Source organism: Pseudomonas violetae, from assembly GCF_023072615.1.
In the GTDB taxonomy this organism is placed as follows: Bacteria; Pseudomonadota; Gammaproteobacteria; order Pseudomonadales; family Pseudomonadaceae; genus Aquipseudomonas; species Aquipseudomonas violetae.
The window spans coordinates 382,224-397,119 of sequence record NZ_JAKNRW010000001.1 but is presented as its reverse complement, the minus strand read 5'-3'; the positions used below and the strand labels follow the sequence as shown (position 1 = coordinate 397,119).

General features: G+C 56.9%; 13 protein-coding genes. 3 read left to right on the top strand and 10 right to left on the bottom strand.

What is annotated here, in order from left to right; translation table 11 throughout:
* Positions 1-92: 92 nt before the first annotated feature.
* Positions 93-689, bottom strand: a complete 597-nt coding sequence (locus L9059_RS01800; RefSeq protein WP_247286511.1) for a hypothetical protein — start codon at positions 687-689, stop codon at positions 93-95.
* A gap of 232 nt (positions 690-921) precedes the next feature.
* On the opposite strand from L9059_RS01800, the gene L9059_RS01795 reads away from it, so the two are divergent.
* Together L9059_RS01795 and L9059_RS01790 are read left to right on the top strand one after the other, a co-directional pair.
* Positions 922-1,356 carry a hypothetical protein gene (locus L9059_RS01795; protein WP_247286509.1) on the top strand — a complete coding sequence of 145 codons (435 nt, stop codon included), beginning with the start codon at positions 922-924 and terminating at the stop codon, positions 1,354-1,356.
* A 381-nt stretch (positions 1,357-1,737) separates the two neighbouring features.
* Positions 1,738-2,172: a hypothetical protein gene (locus L9059_RS01790; RefSeq protein ID WP_247286507.1), complete on the top strand. Its 435-nt coding sequence runs from the start codon at positions 1,738-1,740 to the stop codon at positions 2,170-2,172.
* Between the two features lie 219 nt (positions 2,173-2,391).
* Here the strand turns inward: L9059_RS01790 and L9059_RS01785 are convergent, their stop codons facing one another.
* The 9 genes from L9059_RS01785 to L9059_RS01745 all read right to left on the bottom strand — a co-directional run bounded on the left by L9059_RS01785 (position 2,392) and on the right by L9059_RS01745 (position 13,116).
* Positions 2,392-3,360 carry an IS5 family transposase gene (locus tag L9059_RS01785; protein WP_247286505.1) on the bottom strand — a complete coding sequence of 323 codons (969 nt, stop codon included), beginning with the start codon at positions 3,358-3,360 and terminating at the stop codon, positions 2,392-2,394.
* 932 nt (positions 3,361-4,292) lie between these two features.
* Complete coding sequence (locus L9059_RS01780) at positions 4,293-4,994, bottom strand: hypothetical protein (protein ID WP_247286495.1); 702 nt, start codon at positions 4,992-4,994, stop codon at positions 4,293-4,295.
* Positions 4,995-5,335: 341 nt separating this feature from the next.
* The gene (locus tag L9059_RS01775; RefSeq protein ID WP_247286488.1) at positions 5,336-6,391 is read right to left on the bottom strand and encodes a hypothetical protein; all 1,056 of its coding nucleotides are present in this window, start codon (positions 6,389-6,391) and stop codon (positions 5,336-5,338) included.
* A gap of 203 nt (positions 6,392-6,594) precedes the next feature.
* Complete coding sequence (locus tag L9059_RS01770; protein WP_247286486.1) at positions 6,595-7,065, bottom strand: phage protein NinX family protein; 471 nt, start codon at positions 7,063-7,065, stop codon at positions 6,595-6,597.
* Positions 7,062-7,652: a hypothetical protein gene (locus L9059_RS01765; RefSeq protein ID WP_247286484.1), complete on the bottom strand. Its 591-nt coding sequence runs from the start codon at positions 7,650-7,652 to the stop codon at positions 7,062-7,064. Before L9059_RS01765 ends, L9059_RS01770 begins: the two co-directional genes overlap by 4 nt.
* Positions 7,653-7,850: 198 nt before the next feature.
* Entirely contained in the window at positions 7,851-9,977 is a 2,127-nt protein-coding gene (locus L9059_RS01760; RefSeq protein WP_247286482.1) for a hypothetical protein, read from the bottom strand.
* Between the two features lie 312 nt (positions 9,978-10,289).
* Complete coding sequence (locus L9059_RS01755) at positions 10,290-10,832, bottom strand: hypothetical protein (protein ID WP_247286480.1); 543 nt, start codon at positions 10,830-10,832, stop codon at positions 10,290-10,292.
* Positions 10,833-11,112: 280 nt separating this feature from the next.
* On the bottom strand, positions 11,113-11,646 hold the full coding sequence (locus L9059_RS01750; protein WP_247286478.1) for a hypothetical protein: 534 nt from the start codon (positions 11,644-11,646) through the stop codon (positions 11,113-11,115).
* A 327-nt stretch (positions 11,647-11,973) separates the two neighbouring features.
* Positions 11,974-13,116: a hypothetical protein gene (locus L9059_RS01745; protein WP_247286476.1), complete on the bottom strand. Its 1,143-nt coding sequence runs from the start codon at positions 13,114-13,116 to the stop codon at positions 11,974-11,976.
* Between the two features lie 220 nt (positions 13,117-13,336).
* Between L9059_RS01745 and L9059_RS01740 the strand changes: the two genes are divergently transcribed.
* Positions 13,337-14,893 (top strand): GGDEF domain-containing protein, encoded by a 1,557-nt coding sequence (locus tag L9059_RS01740; protein ID WP_247286468.1) that lies wholly within the window; start codon positions 13,337-13,339, stop codon positions 14,891-14,893.
* Positions 14,894-14,896 lie beyond the last annotated feature (3 nt).

Sequence of the window (14,896 nt, the reverse complement as noted above, 5' to 3'; positions counted from 1 at the left end):
CTGCGTTTTAGGCTATCACAAGGAAACAGACTAGCGAAACGCCATTATTCCGGTGTGATCGGGGTGGTTGGCTGCAACGTGTACATGAGCCATCAGGAGGGCGAAGTTTGAGCGATGGTGTTGGACTTTCCCAAGACCTGGCTTTTGTAGTCGATCTCGTCGAAGTAGTGTTCGACCTCTTGGTGGTCGCCGTAGCCCGTGGCGCTCATTGTGGAGAGCGCGACTGGCTCTTCTTCTAGCGTTACGTAGCCATGTTGGCAGTCGGCGACGTCGGCCTCGTCACGACGCAGGATCACGATGTCCAAAGGGTGGTTGGCGATAGCGGTGTGAATCGTACCGCCCGTGTTGTCGATCACCAGCCGCACGCGGGCTTGTGGCCCCGTGCTGCGCGATACAATGGCCTGTACGTCCATGGGCTGGAACAAACCGGCGTCCGAAAGCGCTGCCATGGTCTCCCCGCCACGCGCTTTGTATTCCTCCGCGTCCATGGCGTCAGTGCCTTCGTTTGCCGTGGCCAGCAGTCCCTCAAGCGTATTGAGGCGAGCTTGCAGCGCAGTTAGGGCTTCGAGCAGAGCCGCTTCCCGGACGTTAATGAACACCTCGACCGAGTGGGCCAGTTCGCTCGCCTGGCCGCCGGTGACATAGCCGGTTGAGCGAAGTGTCTTTTCGAGATCGTTGTAAAGCGACATACGTGGTGTCCTCAGGTGCAGATGGCGAAGTAGACCCATCGTGAGCCGAGAGGGAGCGTGCCGGAACCCCGCGATCAAAGAAGTGCCCAACGGCCCGTTCGTTTCTCTCGAAACTGTCTATGCTGGAAAAACTACCGCATTGAATCCTGCGATGAGGAATCAATTCAAGATGTTCCAGGGGTATGCCGGAGTGAACTGACCTAGAGAATGGAAATATTATCTGGAGATAGATATGGCGTTTTGGAATAACAAAACTGAAACGACACCTAAACCTTCAATTGAACAACAAACCCACAATGCGATAGGCATAGCGGCTCATATCATTGACGTACAATTAGTTCGAGCAAAAAATATGCCTGGTTTTGGCGAATTGTTTGTTTGTCCATTTGTTCGCGGTTACTTGATGGGCGCTTTTACTGCCGCAATGCAGGTTTATAAAGTCCCCGGCTTCAAGGACGACATGAAGATGATGGAATTCTTGGTGGATGGCCATGTTTACATGATGGGAGAGAAAAGCGGCCGCGCTTATGCGATGGCATCATTACAATGCCGAGGCGATCGTAACTATGACTTTGGCAACCGCGTTGGCGGTACGGAGTTGATTGATTTCCTTAATGACGAAGTCCCTGTGCCTACCCAACTGTTTAATTATTGTAAGGGTATTTAAGGTGGGTGCACTTAGAAGATTGGGGACTGGCTATTCCGTCGCTGAGGGTCCGAATGCGAAACCAGCAAATCGCGGAAACAAAAAAACCCGGTCGGCGCCGGGTCATTTGTATGGATAACGGCCTGAGCTTATCAGCCTAGCAAGCTTAGCTGCTCAATGCGGGCCGAGGCCGGGGTAGGGCGAGGGTCGGGCGGGGCGATAATCCATTGCTAGCTCCCGGGAGGTTAGTTACCGAGTAGAGCAAGCCGTCGCAAACTTTGTCTATGCTGAGGAAACCTGCCGCTCTGATTTCTGCGATAGGGGATCAAACAAGGATGTTCAAGGCTGTTGGAGTGGCCTGATACCAAGGATGCGGGGGGTTGTTCACTGGAGAGAATCGATATGGCATTCTGGAACAGAAAAGCGGAACCGAATGCTCGGCCTGCGATAGACAAAAAAACGCTACATGCGATTGAGGTTGCAGCAAATTTCATTGACCTGCAGTTATTGCGTGCCCGCGACGTGCCAGGTCTCAATGAGTTGTTTTTCTGTCCATTTGTTCGCGGGTATTTGAGTGGCGCCTTTATGGGCTCAATGCAGGCGTTCAAAATCCCCGGGTACGGAGATTCCATTAAGACTATGGCGTTCTTAGTCGGCGGACATATCCACATAATGGGTGAGGAAAAAGGATTCACGTATGCGATGGACGCACTGCGCTACAAAGGCGACCATAACTTTGACTTCGGTAACCGAACGGGCGGTAAAGAGTTGATCGATTGGCTGAATAGGGATGTGATTATGCCAACCCAACTTTACGATTATTTAAGGGGTATTTAAGCAAATTGATTCAGTTTAATTTGATTAGCCAAAACTCAGTTCCTCTTGCCAGGGATAACCCAAGGATGGTCTGAAATAGACCGATATTTTTCAGCTATTTCCCCAGTCGCCGCTTCAAAAATAGCGACTGCTCAAAATATGATCAAAAACACTGCTAAATACGCATTTTTTGCCGACGAAAGCACATCGCAGACGCCATTTCGCGCCTTGTAGGCGCACTTATCCTGCACTCGCCATCAAATGTCGGCGAACCATCCACAGGTTTGACAGGGCAAACAGGGTGATCATCTGTGCCGTGTTCTTCGCCAGTCCACGGAAACGCACTTTCGTATAACCAAACTGACGCTTGATCACCCGGAAAGGATGTTCAACCTTCGCACGCACCTGCGCCTTGGCCTTTTCGATCTTGCGGATCGCGGTGTAAATCGCGCTGCGCTTACCGTGTTTCTTATAAGTGCTGCGCCGTGCCGCAACCTGCCAGATCACGTGGCGGCCAGCATGCTCTTCGCGCTTCTCGACCCCGGTGTAACCCGCATCGGCGCACACCACGTTCTCCTCGCCGTGCAGCAGTTTGTCGACTTGGGTGACGTCTGCAACATTCGCCGCCGTGACCACCACGCTGTGCACCAGTCCCGACTCGTCATCGACGCCAATGTGCGCCTTGGCACCGAAATAATACTGGTTGCCCTTTTTTGTCTGGTGCATTTCCGGATCGCGTTTACCGTCCTTGTTCTTGGTCGAACTGGGCGCGCTGATCAACGTGGCATCGACGATGGTGCCTTGGCGCAGCGACAGGCCACGGTCGCCCAGGTAACCATTGATGACCCCCAGAATCCCAGCCGCCATTTCATGTTTTTCCAGCAGCCGACGGAAGTTGAGGATCGTGGTTTCGTCAGGGATACGCTCCAGACTCAGGCCGGAAAACTGGCGCAGGATCGTGGTCTCATAAAGCGCTTCTTCCATCGCCGGATCGCTGTAGCCGAACCAGTTCTGCATCAGATGGACACGCAGCATCGCCATCAACGGATACGCCGGACGGCCACCTTCACCCTTTGGATAGTGGGGCTCGATCAAGGCAATCAACCCTTTCCACGGAACAACCCGATCCATCTCAATCAGGAACAGTTCCTTGCGGGTTTGCTTGCGTTTACCGGCGTACTCGGCGTCGGCGAAGGTCATTTGCTTCATCGGAAAGCTCGGCTGCGATGGGGGTGCGGGGATTTTGCCAAATCAGGAAGTCTTTTTCAGGATTTCCCCAAAGGTTCGGCTAACTACCACGCAGGAGTTGGTCTGAAAATTTTCTGATGACTGCATGACTTTCCAGACTCCACCCTCAGCTGCGAGGGTTCGCGAACCTGTTAGCGGGGCAAGAGCCAACTCTCCAACCGTTTTTGACCTGGATGGCATCTGTGAGCTTCTCAATCGGGTTTTGCCTCGGGATGGGCAAACAGAGGCTAGCGTCGTCGCACCGACTGGTTATCAGTAGACTGGTCCCGCTTTATCAACGATATCGGAGGCTCTATGACAGCAGGGATGGCTTTCGGTCTGTTTATGATTGCAATTATCTTGATAGGGGGGCTGCTTTCGGGGCTGGCAGTCAAAGCAGTTATGGCCTTCCTGCCTGAGCGGATTCACCAACCTCGCTATCGACGATGGGCAGCTCTGCTAGCGCTTATTGGCTGTTTCGCTTGGTATCCATTGCACGGTCACCCGTTATTCGTGGGTTTCTTCACTTCTTTCGTGTTTGCGATGGGGATGTGTACAGTCATTCTGCTTTGACCTCCAGCACGTGCAACACCGCAGCCAGGGCATGTGCACGGCCTCAATTCCGGTGATGACTGGGGATTGCAGTCGCTACCCGTGGGAGCGGGGTTGTATTACTCACCTTGAGAATCAAACCCCAGCTTGGGGAGTGGTGCGCCGGGCTCTCAAGGCGAAAGCGTTTCCCGGCCCAGGCATCGGATTCAGTAACCACACCGAGTTTGCGACACACAGTGCACCAGCCGGGTCAGGCTTGCTTCGGTCCTACGGCGGTGTCCTCTAAGCACTACCGCCATTCCTTGTCGCCGTAAAACTCGCTCAAGCACGAACAGTCCGCCCTTGCCATGCCACCGGAGGTCTTAGGCCGTGACGGTGAACCGTTTTGCCGCTTTTGCGAAGAACAGTTCCATCTCAGGCTCGCCGCCGTCGCGGTGCTGCCAGATGGCTGCGGGCAGTCCTGCGCTTTGCTTGACCTCGAGGGCCTCCTGGCTGACATCCTCTTCGTCGTCAAAGCTGACCGTAATGATTTCCACCGCCTGATGGCTGTAGACGCCCTGCAGCGCACCGTCGGTGAGGTCCATGACAATGCGTGCCGGGGCTGTTGCCGAACGCTGGCCGGCGGTCAGAAGGGTTTGGAAAGCACCCAGAATTGCTCTCACTCCCTCCTCGTCGTTACCGCTGCTAAGCTCCAGGGCGTTATCCGGGCTGTCTGAGAGGTAGCCCAACACCCTCCAGACCACGCCGCCGTAGCAGGAAGAATCGAATGAGGAGCAATTACCGGAATCGGCGTTTTGTGCCAATCCGTAAAGCTCGCCCTCGACAGTGTCCAGGGCCGCGTAGGTCACGCCTGCAACCTCTGTCTTGATGAGGGTGAGACGCGCATGGTCAGAGCTGTTTAGGCAGGCATTCATGGCTATCGGTTCTAGGAGCTCTTCGCGCTGGCGGGCATCCACGGGCAGACATTGTTCACCGTTCCCAGTCACCACTCGGATGCAACGCTCCATGGCGAAGTTGACGAATTGCAGGCCTGCGGCCGGGATCAGTGCTGGTGTAGTGGTCATTGGGTGGCCCTCGTTGGCGTTTTGAATTGATGAGCACATTGTTGGTCGCCGATTCGCGTGCCAGAACCCCAGGCATTTCATAATCCGTTTGGCGCAGACCCACTGATTCGATTTCCGCACTAAGGCTCCAGCGTTGGCTTCCGTGATAGGCGAACGCAGGGTTCAAAGCCGTCCAAACTCCGGCTTGCATGAGGCGGCGAGCTGCTGGTGCTACCGCCCGAGACTCGGACTTTAGCGATTACGGTCCATTCCCTAACTGAGGGTCCGAACGTGAGCCCACCGAATCCCGGACACAAAAAACCCGGTCGGTGCCGGGTTTCTGGTTGACGCGCGGAGTGGGGTTAGCAGGCCAGCAGGCTCAGTTGCTCCATTGGGGCTGGGCCCGGAGTAGGGCGGGGGGCGTCCAGGGTCAGAACCCACTTCGTACTAGCTACGGGGAGGCTGGTCACCGAGTAAAGCAAGTCGTCGCTCTCAGGAACGCTGAAGTGCACCTCGCTGCCCACCCGGGTACCGGTCACCTTGGCCAACAAGCTCTCCATGCTGCTCTGCGCGTATCCCTCCACGGGCACTGCGGTGTCCACGATAACCTTCACGCCGCTGCTTGGCAGCAGTGCCGCGCCCTCGACCGCATCGCGGAAGGACTTGATGCGATTGCGGAAACTGCCGGGCTCGCGCATTTCCGCTTTCCAAAGGTTGGTAACAAACTCGCCAATGATGCTGTACGCCCACCCTTCACAGCGCCAGCTGCCATCGGCGCTTTGCTTGAGGATGTTTTCGTTCTTCTGGCTGACTCGCATGAAGCGCGGTGCAGTTACGTCGTACGTTTTTGCCTTTTCCGGTTTGAACCCGAGCGATGCGTCACGGATACCGTTAACCGGGATGTCGTAGGACTGGATGATGCGCCACGCGCCCATTGTCTTGCCGTCGTACAGTGCACTCAGGAGCTGGCTGTCCTTATGCAGGGAGGCAGACACTTTGTCGCCAGCCTCAAGGGCCGCTACCTGCACCTGATACCCCAGCGCCAGCAATGTTGGTTTGAGGGTGGTGAGGTGCTTTTGGGTGAGCGTCGCTGACCAGCTTTCGCTAACCTTCAGCCCGACCTCCAAGTCGCGCATCGAGACAGGATTCGCCATCTCCTTTAGCCAACCGGCGATGTAGGTTTCAGGGTTAGTGATTCGGCCGCCTGGTCCTTGCAGCATCCCCCCTTCACAGGCGGATGCGGTGGCAAAAATAGCCTGCAGCATGGTTTCAACGCCGCCGATTGCCCGGGCGCTCCAACTTGGCGTGTGGGGATGGCAGTTCTTCTCGTAGGTTTGTTCGAACATGACGTAGCACGGCTGACCGTCATTACGGCGGAATGCACCAATCAGCTTGCCGGTAGATACTGTAGAGCCCATGTCTGATACCCCTGAAGTCATTGAGATGTCTTGTTTCGATGGGTCCACTATCAGGTGGGATAGACCGTGCCAGAATCACCCTCTGCGAAGTTTTTCGTGCAGTTGGTGGCATCTGAAAACCGCGCTTTGGAGTTGAATGGCTAACCCGCGACAGGCAGCAAAAAGCCCGGAACATGCCGGGCTGTGGGTCTGCTTAAGGATTCTTAGTTGGACGCGCATGTCCGGGCGAGTTCGGCTGGAACATTCAAGGTGTCGCCGAATTTGGTAACGGCGATGGCGCGACAGGCCGCCACCAGCTCGTCTCTGGCTGGCTCAGTGGTGTAGTGGTCACCACCGTCGTAGTAGATGTCTGCAATCCAGCGGTCGGACATCTCGGTCCCTTCAGCCCCGTAATGGGATTCTGGAGTGAGAGCCATCTGGAATTGACGGATCAGCGGCCCGGCGTCAGACCAGTCGGCACTTGGGCGGAAGGGTACCAGCCCATGGGGGTAAACTTGCCAAACCATGGTCACGTGCTGGTGCTGGTGCTGATCTGGGTCGAACTGGACGGGTATCCCCGCCGCTTGTGCGACAGCCCAGTCTAGCCCTGGGCCGTCTAGATCATTGAGGTCCACCCTGACAAACGCTGCGGGGTCCGAGAGTTGGGATTTAAAAGATTCGGTCTGGGTGCTCATAGGAGATCTCGGCACTGAAATTCGATGTGGGTAATTTGTGATGTGTCCTGGTGTGCCAGGCGGGGGTGATGCTCAACAGGCTCTGAGATGTAGGCTGCATGAACCAAGTCTGCTGCGTGGCCAGGGGTCTCGCCCTCAGTCCAAGATCTGAGAAGGGTCAGAGCTTGGCCCTGTATCGCGTCTTCGGACCGTAGACCTGATTCACTACAGAGCAAGGCAAGACGCCCTGTTACCTCTACCGACCACTCGCTGTACGGCAGCGCAATTGGCTCTGCCGGTTCAAGCCAGTCCGGACCGCTCCCGCCGAGCTCGCCGGCGTGATAGTTCCTGTGGTACAGCTCCGCATAGAGCTCATAGGCCAAGTTGTACTGCTCCGCCAACTCCGGTACGTCCAGCAGCAACAGGGGCGCTCTCGGGCCATAGTGCCGGTGCTTCAACACGTCATTGGAGGCAAGTTCGTGCACGGCGTCGTAGGCGGCTTGCAGTGCCAATTCCAATGCCGGTTCAGAACGCTCCATGCCATCCAGGACGATGACACTGGTCCACTGTAGGCGGGCGGCGAGCGCTTCTTGGAAGGCTGGATTCATGATGGAGGCTCCGGGCGGTTGTTATGTGTTGCAGCCATCATCACTCGCTGAATGTCGTGCCGGAACCACCGCCCGCGATGCCTGTGGGAGCGAAGCCATTCATTTGCCCACGTCGGGTTTGACTCTGCCACCCTGGGAGTGTGCCGCCCGCTGCCTAGAGTGCGAATGGTCTGGTGGAGATGTAGGATCGATGAGCGCTTATGGCCACTCCTGACCATCCTTCTCCACCTTCTCCACCTTCTCCACCTTCTCCACCTTCGCTGCCTGGGCCTGCCACGCCACCTTTGCTGATTCCTTCGCCCACTCTTCCAAGGCAGTGGCATTCGGCGTGTCCATCCCTCGCTCCCGGCGATATGCCTTGAACGCCTGGTAGTTCAACGGCAGACGGAAGCGTAGCGCGAGCCCGTCCCACGGGTTGCTGATGCGGCTAAGGGGGTCCAGACGGCTCAGGGTGTGATTGCCGGTGTAGATGTTCAATCCTCGGGAGTGAAGCTCGGGTGGAATGTCGCTAAGCGGTAGTCCGGTGAGCACCATGATGTCGTGGATGGTTTCTGTGCTAACAGTGACGAACGTATTGGCCTGCACATGCTCGCCGGGCTGCAGGTAGCAATCCCATTGGTAGTCCCGTTTGTTGGCCAGCGCCAGCAGGTGCTCCAGGCGCAGCTTGTCCCTCGGGTCAGGAGTGTGCTGCTTACTGTAGGGCTCGTAGTAGATCCCCACCGATCGGGTGTTTGTCCTGGTACCACCAAATACAGGATTGCCATCCTCTCTACGCGGCAGATGGAACTTTGTGTGGTTCAAGGACAACAGGTCCTCGAGAATCTTTGGCAGGTTTTTCTTCACCGCTTTGTAGAACCACGACTGCATCTCTATTTCGCGCCGCGTGTAGTCGGCGGCGGCAAGCCCCCTAATGATCTCAACCTGGTTATGGCGAGCGATATAGTGAGCGTCGGCAACGATGCGATCCGGGGTGGCCAGGTTATTCACCGGAATCGACTTCAAGTCCGGCACGAACAGTCCCTTAGTCGTTTCACCGTGGGTCAACATGAGTGCACCGCGCGCGTCGCACGTAATCAGGATCTGGCCAGCATCCATCACCGCCGCCGGGATATACAGGCACTCATCTGGGACCTGATCTGCATAGCGGGCTTCCATCCAGAGATTAGGATTCCTCATGCTGGCCCAGTCAGGATGACCCAGGTGAAAGAACTCTGCAGTCAGATGCTTGCTCGAGCGGGGCATCATCTCCACTTGCCGGCCTGCCACAATGGGGTACTGGTCGCCGTCACCCGCAAGCTTGTGCGCGATATGCAGCATTGAACCTGTGGCTAGCGGCGGTTCCGTCAGCTGCTGGTCGAAGTAGCGGTGTTTGCACTGGTCGATGAACAGCTGCAACCAGAGCAACTCCCGGTCTCCGAGTTCACCGATGGTCGCCAGCACAGGAAGGCCGGTACCGACAGGCGCTACCGCAGTCCGGGGAACACGCTCCCGTGCCGTTCGCTCGCGGTCCAGCCACTGGATATTCAAAAGCGAATAGGGGAAATGACTCCCTTCGATCCGCCACGAATTAAAGCGGTCGTTTCGAGATTGCATTCTTTGCTCTTGGAGGGGGTGTTCAAAAGTCCCTTTGTCCGTCAGGGCAATAATCCTCGAACCGGTCCGCACCACCATCACGAAGTAGCTGCTGGCGATGCTCTGTCCGCGAATGACACACAGCGAAAAGCCTGTGGGGATCAGCTTGGCGTGCACCAGCAGTTCTTCAATACGCTCAATCACGTAGATGTCGCGCCCCAGCTTTGCTTCCGAAGCCGGTACCGGGGTGCCGTCGCAAATCATGAGCCGGGTCAGTCGATCAACGCCATGGAGCGCGTCTAGGCCAACATTCCCACTCTCCGCCACCACGAACGCCCGCGTGCCCTGGGACAGCTGCGCCCGGGTCTGTTCGCGGTAGAACGCCAACGAGGCTTCTGCATAGGCGAAGAACTCGTCGTGCAGATGACTCACTGCAGAATCATCGAACAACGCATCAAGATGTCCTAGCGTCACCAAAAGCCTTGAGATGCGCTCAGAGCCTTTGTGGTACTCAGCGAGAGGAAAGCTCAGGGCTTCCGTGAAACGAGGCACCATCGAACGCACGATAAGGCTAACGATGGCTTCATCCCCGGTCTTGAGGGCCTCTTTGATTCTCTTGTTGGCGTCGTAGAGGCTGAAGGTCTGGTCGGGCCGATATGGGTAGGAGGGCGAGTCCAACGACGCGCCTGTGAGCGCTTCCCACAAAGTCACCGCCTGACTACCTGGACGCTGATCCTTATTCTCGATACTCATTGCTATTGCGCCCCGGGCGGTTTATTGCGGATAACCCGTGTAGAGACGGATCGTGATGAGTGAATAATCAGTCCGCTTCGCCCGTGCCAGAACCCCGACACAACGCCTGGCCGCGGGACTTGAGTGACTGTGACCAGCCCATGTCCGCGCCACCGATTACATAGAGCCTATGGACACCGCCCGATTACATGACAGCCCATTGACGTACACAGGAGAAAGCTGGCGTCCTGCCGCATCGGAATGACACGAGATAACAGCCCTAGCGGGTGTCGGGCCTAGGAGGGAGGGTGGCATTTCCTCAGTGCACATCGGTTATTCCGTCGGTGTCAGCAGACGGTCACACAGGTCGTGGATTTCTTCTGCTGAGAGGCCGCTATGAGCTCCGCCGTTAGTAAGGATTTCCCCAATGTCGCCATCATCCACACTTACGGCTCCTGTCTCCACGCCGGCTGCGAGCATTCGCAAGCCTGCAATAACGGCGTCGTACTCAGCCTTGCTCACCGATAGCTTTTCAACCCTGTGCGTTGCGACAACATCCCCAAAAAATGCAACCAGGCTTGGGTAGTCGGCCAGAACATTCTGGGTGGGGATGGATGGTTTGTAGGGGACGGCAGGGGCATCAGCCTGATTGAGGTACAGGGCGTTATTGACGGCGCTCTGATGAACATCTGCAAGCGCAGCCTCGGCCGTATCAGCCTGGGAGAATGCCGAATGGTTGCCAAAGTTCACCTGCCACTTGCGACCGTGGTTAACGAGGCGTACCGCCGATGCTTCCCTGAGGAACTCAGCCTTGGTCAATTCATGTGGAGCAACATGGTGGATGGTGGCTTGGGTGGAGGAGTTATCGGTTTGCATGGGGAGGCCTCGGGCTCTGTAATTGATGCGCTCAGCTTCCGTTACTCCGGCGCGCGCCAGAACCCCAGTTTTAGACGTCGAGCGGCTTTATTGTTTCGTTCCCCCAAGTGGACGCAGGACGGCACCTCTACAAAACCCAGTCTTGGGAATGAATCTCGCGGCGCGGTCCGGCCGCTCCCGTGCTCGTAAGCCACGGTAAGAAAAAGGCCCAGCGTATGCCGGGCCTTGGTATGGATGCCTGGGTTAGCCCGGGCGGGGTAAGCAAAGGGTAATTGGCTGGTTAGATGCCAGACAGCTCCAGTAAGGCGTTGTAGTCCGCGCCGTCAGGTGCTGTTTCCTCCCTGTTGATCTTGTCGTTGTAGGCACGAATAGCAGTAGGCAAACGGACCAGCGCCTGCAGGCCCATGCACGTCGAGCGAATGCTTGCCTCGAAGTCGCCGACCACTAACTGCATCGCGTCCCGAAGGCTATCGCTACCGTCGACAAAGCCCAACACGCGCCAATACACGCCTTCAAACGTCCCACTGCTCAGGTAGATACCGTGTTCGCAGGATCCGTGGGCGATATTGAAGAACTCGCCATCTTCCTGATCAATGAGCACCTGCTCGTCCCCGTCGATCTCTACGGTGATCAGCTCCAGGTTGACCGCCGGCGTGCGCAGGCTGGTCTGACCGGTCAACATTTGCAGGATTGCTTCGTTCTGCTGGGCGTGAATGGGGCGATAAACCACGTCGGTTTCGTATTTGATGCGGATGCAGCGCTGAACAGAGAAGCTGGTGAAGTGGAAAGGTTGCGTAAGGGCGGCGGTTGTCATGGTGGCGTCCTTCAAAGCTGGTCAGTTGATGCCGCAATGTTGAGTGCGAGCCGCCCGCGCCAGAACCCGTCTGCCCATATTTTATTGCACTCGAGTCCAGAGCAAGGCATCGAGTGTGCTGGCGCCAGCGGCTCAAACTGGTACTAGCCCCTCAGATCGGACGCGAGGGTGAGCCGAGACGCGGCCCAACCTCATCAAATGGCTGCCGGGATGGAAAGCAGATAATTCCTTCGGCTGGTGCTGGTCCCGACCTGAGGGAGTGAGTGCGCCCCCGGTCGCGCAAAACGCAAAAACCGCCAAGACGGCGGTTTGGGTTAGCAGTTTGGATCAGGCTGCGGCGGTGTCGAAGTCGTCCGCTCGTCGCCTCTGAGGGTGGGTGCTCACCGTCTGATCTGGCTCGGCCAAGTCTTTGATCCGCCGGTAAGCGCGATCACAGGCATCCAGATAGGCAAGGAACGTTGCCGCCGTGGTTTCGATCTCGTCTGCAAGCGCCAAGCAGTAGTTCACCAGCATGAAAGGTGATTCGAGCTTCACTGATTGCCCTAAGCAGAATTGATGCCGAACCTCGACAATCAATTCATTTCGGTTCGTCCCCGAACGCTGGAGACGGAAGGCACCATTTGACTCCAGCCTCAACCGTCGAGTTAGCGATGCTTGATGGTAGCTGGTGACACCGTCGAGCATTGCCGCCAGCCGCCGGATCAACCGATAATTTTCGGTCCATTGTGCTTTGGCTTCTTCCTCCCTGCGCTGAATTTCGGCGCCCCACCGTTTTTCGTAATCGATAACGGACAGACTCCGGTACCGAACCTCGTCGAGCAGCTTTCTTTCGAATCGGTCAAGGCAGCGGTTCCGGGTAGTCGAGATGAAAGCGTGCAGCAGATCGAGACAGTCGTGAGCCTTTAGCTGGGCGACTTGCAGTCTTAGTGGGTAATTGGCGTCCCACATCCACGGCGGGGACAGGCACTCTATGCGGTTCCGAATGTAGGCCGCTTGTGCTTGGGTGTCGTGAAGGATCTGAACCCAAAACTCGAGTGTGAGCTCGCCGGCGCTATGGTCAAGCGGCAGTCTGGTGAGCCTTGTGCGCGCTGCCAGGGCGTCAGCCTCCAGGTTTGGCAGCCGCTCAACGCCGAAGGCTGGCCCATTGTTTGGCTTCAGAGCGGCGCGCATGGCCTCGAACGCGGTGGCATCGGCAAGCAGGTCATGTAACCACGGGGCGCGCTCAGTGAGTCGAGTCAGTGCACCATGTTGGGTTTTGCTGTACGTGAGCTTTGGGCCCCTTGGCACGGCGAACCATCCTCCGGCAATGGCCGATGTGATCGCCGCCAAGTCAGCCTGGACCTCGCAGGGGACGCAACGCGCGGTCAAAGCCTGGTCCAAGCTAATCCCTTTCTCCAAATCCGTGCAGATCCTGCGCGCATACCGCATCGCAACGTGGTTCGTCAGCGCGCCAGTGTTGATGATATCCATGGTGCCTCCTCCAGTTATTGCCCCATGCTCGTGCAGCCAGCCGCGTGCCACCAGCCAATCGCAATCAGCCTGAATCGTCCGCTCTTAGGCAGGCGGACATTCCACCGAGACAATATGTCCGGTTGGCTTGCCGGAGGAAAATGCGGAATCTTTTATTTTTTCGAAACCTTCGAAAATAGGGCAGTCGAGGACCACTATTACCAGTGGAGGCCTCGTGCAAATGAATCATGTAACCATCAACCTTGTCCTGCAGTCGGCCTGGCGATCCCAGGTACTGCCCCGGCCAAGTGACTACTCGCTTGAGGCATTCAAAGCAGTCGTCTTCAAAGCCCGCAGAAATAGGCACCAGATCCCTGAAGCGGAATTCGTTGACGAACTGGATACGCTTACGGCTTTGGTCAGCAGCAACCAATCACTGACACCGCGGTTACTAGAAGGTATTAACCAGCAGATGGATACGCTACAGGTGGCAAGCCGGCGGGCAAGCGATGCTCGGGCCGGTGCTCAGGGGCCTTCGGCCATTTACATCCCCGGGTTCGGAGATCGTGCGTCCCTCTTTTCCGAAGGGTTGGTTTCAATGGGTTTGCAGATGCTCACATTGGACCTGCACTCAAACCTGGACTTGGTATCCGCGCTGGGGGAGCGAATGCCAGTATTAGGTCTGGTCCTCGTCGGCGGACAGGTCGTCGAGAATCCCGCGGCATGCAAGGCGTTGCAGGAATTGGCCAGCCATCACGACTCCGATCTCCTGGTAGTGGTTGCTGTTGATGAACCCCTATCGTTTCAGCAGCGCCTGGTGGCTGCCTCCTTTGGGGCCGTTCGGTTGCTTGGCGTCGACGCAGACGTGAGATCCCTGCGGACGTTGATTCGAAGCCGAGCGCGGGATTCGCAGATCAACGGCTATAGGGTTTTGCTCCTCGACGACTCGAAGACGGATGCCTACAAGGCCCGCAAGTACATGCTCGAGGAGGGCATCGAGGTGATGCATATCCTTTCCCCGGCGCAGGTCCTGGATGCGATCGAGAGTTTTCACCCTGACGTCGTGGTGACTGATTTCCACATGCCGGAAGCCAACGGCGACCAGGTCGCGAGCGTGATTCGCCAGGACAGCGATTCGACGATGCCTATTGTGTTTCTCAGCAGTGAGCGCAACGCAGAGACTCAACTGATGGCGCTTTCCAAAGGGGCGGACGCGTTTGTGCAGAAGCCGTTGCACCGTGGGGCCTTCATCAAGGCATTGAAGGCACTGATTTCACGTTCGAAAGCGTTCGATTCGCGCATGCGCCGAGATACCCTGACAGGGCTCCTGAATCATGGCCAGCTACTCGCCTCCGCGGCTCGTGTTAGCGCTTCCGAGAAGGATGCAGCGAATGCGATCGTCATGATCGACATCGACCACTTCAAGTCGGTCAATGACACCTTCGGCCACCCGGTAGGGGATAAGGTGCTTGTTGGGTTAGCCGAGATTCTCTCCGACAACCTGCGGTCCACTGATTTCATAGGGCGTATGGGCGGGGAGGAATTTGCGGTGGTAATGGTCGGGGCGAAGATCGCGGACGCCAAACTTGTCATTGACCGTATACGCGACCTCTTTAGCTCCCTGCAATTCGAGTCGGGACTAGAAGGGAGCGGGGAGCGCGGGAAATGGTTCGGCAGCACGTTCAGTGCCGGCGTTGCGCCTCTGGAAGGTGGGGTGCCTGCAGCGCTTAAAGCGGCTGACGAGGCCCTCTACCGGGCTAAACATGGGGGCAGGAACCGCGTGGAAGTGGAGACCTAATTC

Coding starts and splice junctions, on each gene's coding strand:
- L9059_RS01800 (WP_247286511.1), bottom strand. CDS start 689: ATGTCGCTTTACAACGATCTCGAAAAGACACTTCGCTCAACCGGCTAT.
- L9059_RS01795 (WP_247286509.1), top strand. CDS start 922: ATGGCGTTTTGGAATAACAAAACTGAAACGACACCTAAACCTTCAATT.
- L9059_RS01790 (WP_247286507.1), top strand. CDS start 1,738: ATGGCATTCTGGAACAGAAAAGCGGAACCGAATGCTCGGCCTGCGATA.
- L9059_RS01785 (WP_247286505.1), bottom strand. CDS start 3,360: ATGAAGCAAATGACCTTCGCCGACGCCGAGTACGCCGGTAAACGCAAG.
- L9059_RS01780 (WP_247286495.1), bottom strand. CDS start 4,994: ATGACCACTACACCAGCACTGATCCCGGCCGCAGGCCTGCAATTCGTC.
- L9059_RS01775 (WP_247286488.1), bottom strand. CDS start 6,391: ATGGGCTCTACAGTATCTACCGGCAAGCTGATTGGTGCATTCCGCCGT.
- L9059_RS01770 (WP_247286486.1), bottom strand. CDS start 7,065: ATGAGCACCCAGACCGAATCTTTTAAATCCCAACTCTCGGACCCCGCA.
- L9059_RS01765 (WP_247286484.1), bottom strand. CDS start 7,652: ATGAATCCAGCCTTCCAAGAAGCGCTCGCCGCCCGCCTACAGTGGACC.
- L9059_RS01760 (WP_247286482.1), bottom strand. CDS start 9,977: ATGAGTATCGAGAATAAGGATCAGCGTCCAGGTAGTCAGGCGGTGACT.
- L9059_RS01755 (WP_247286480.1), bottom strand. CDS start 10,832: ATGCAAACCGATAACTCCTCCACCCAAGCCACCATCCACCATGTTGCT.
- L9059_RS01750 (WP_247286478.1), bottom strand. CDS start 11,646: ATGACAACCGCCGCCCTTACGCAACCTTTCCACTTCACCAGCTTCTCT.
- L9059_RS01745 (WP_247286476.1), bottom strand. CDS start 13,116: ATGGATATCATCAACACTGGCGCGCTGACGAACCACGTTGCGATGCGG.
- L9059_RS01740 (WP_247286468.1), top strand. CDS start 13,337: ATGAATCATGTAACCATCAACCTTGTCCTGCAGTCGGCCTGGCGATCC.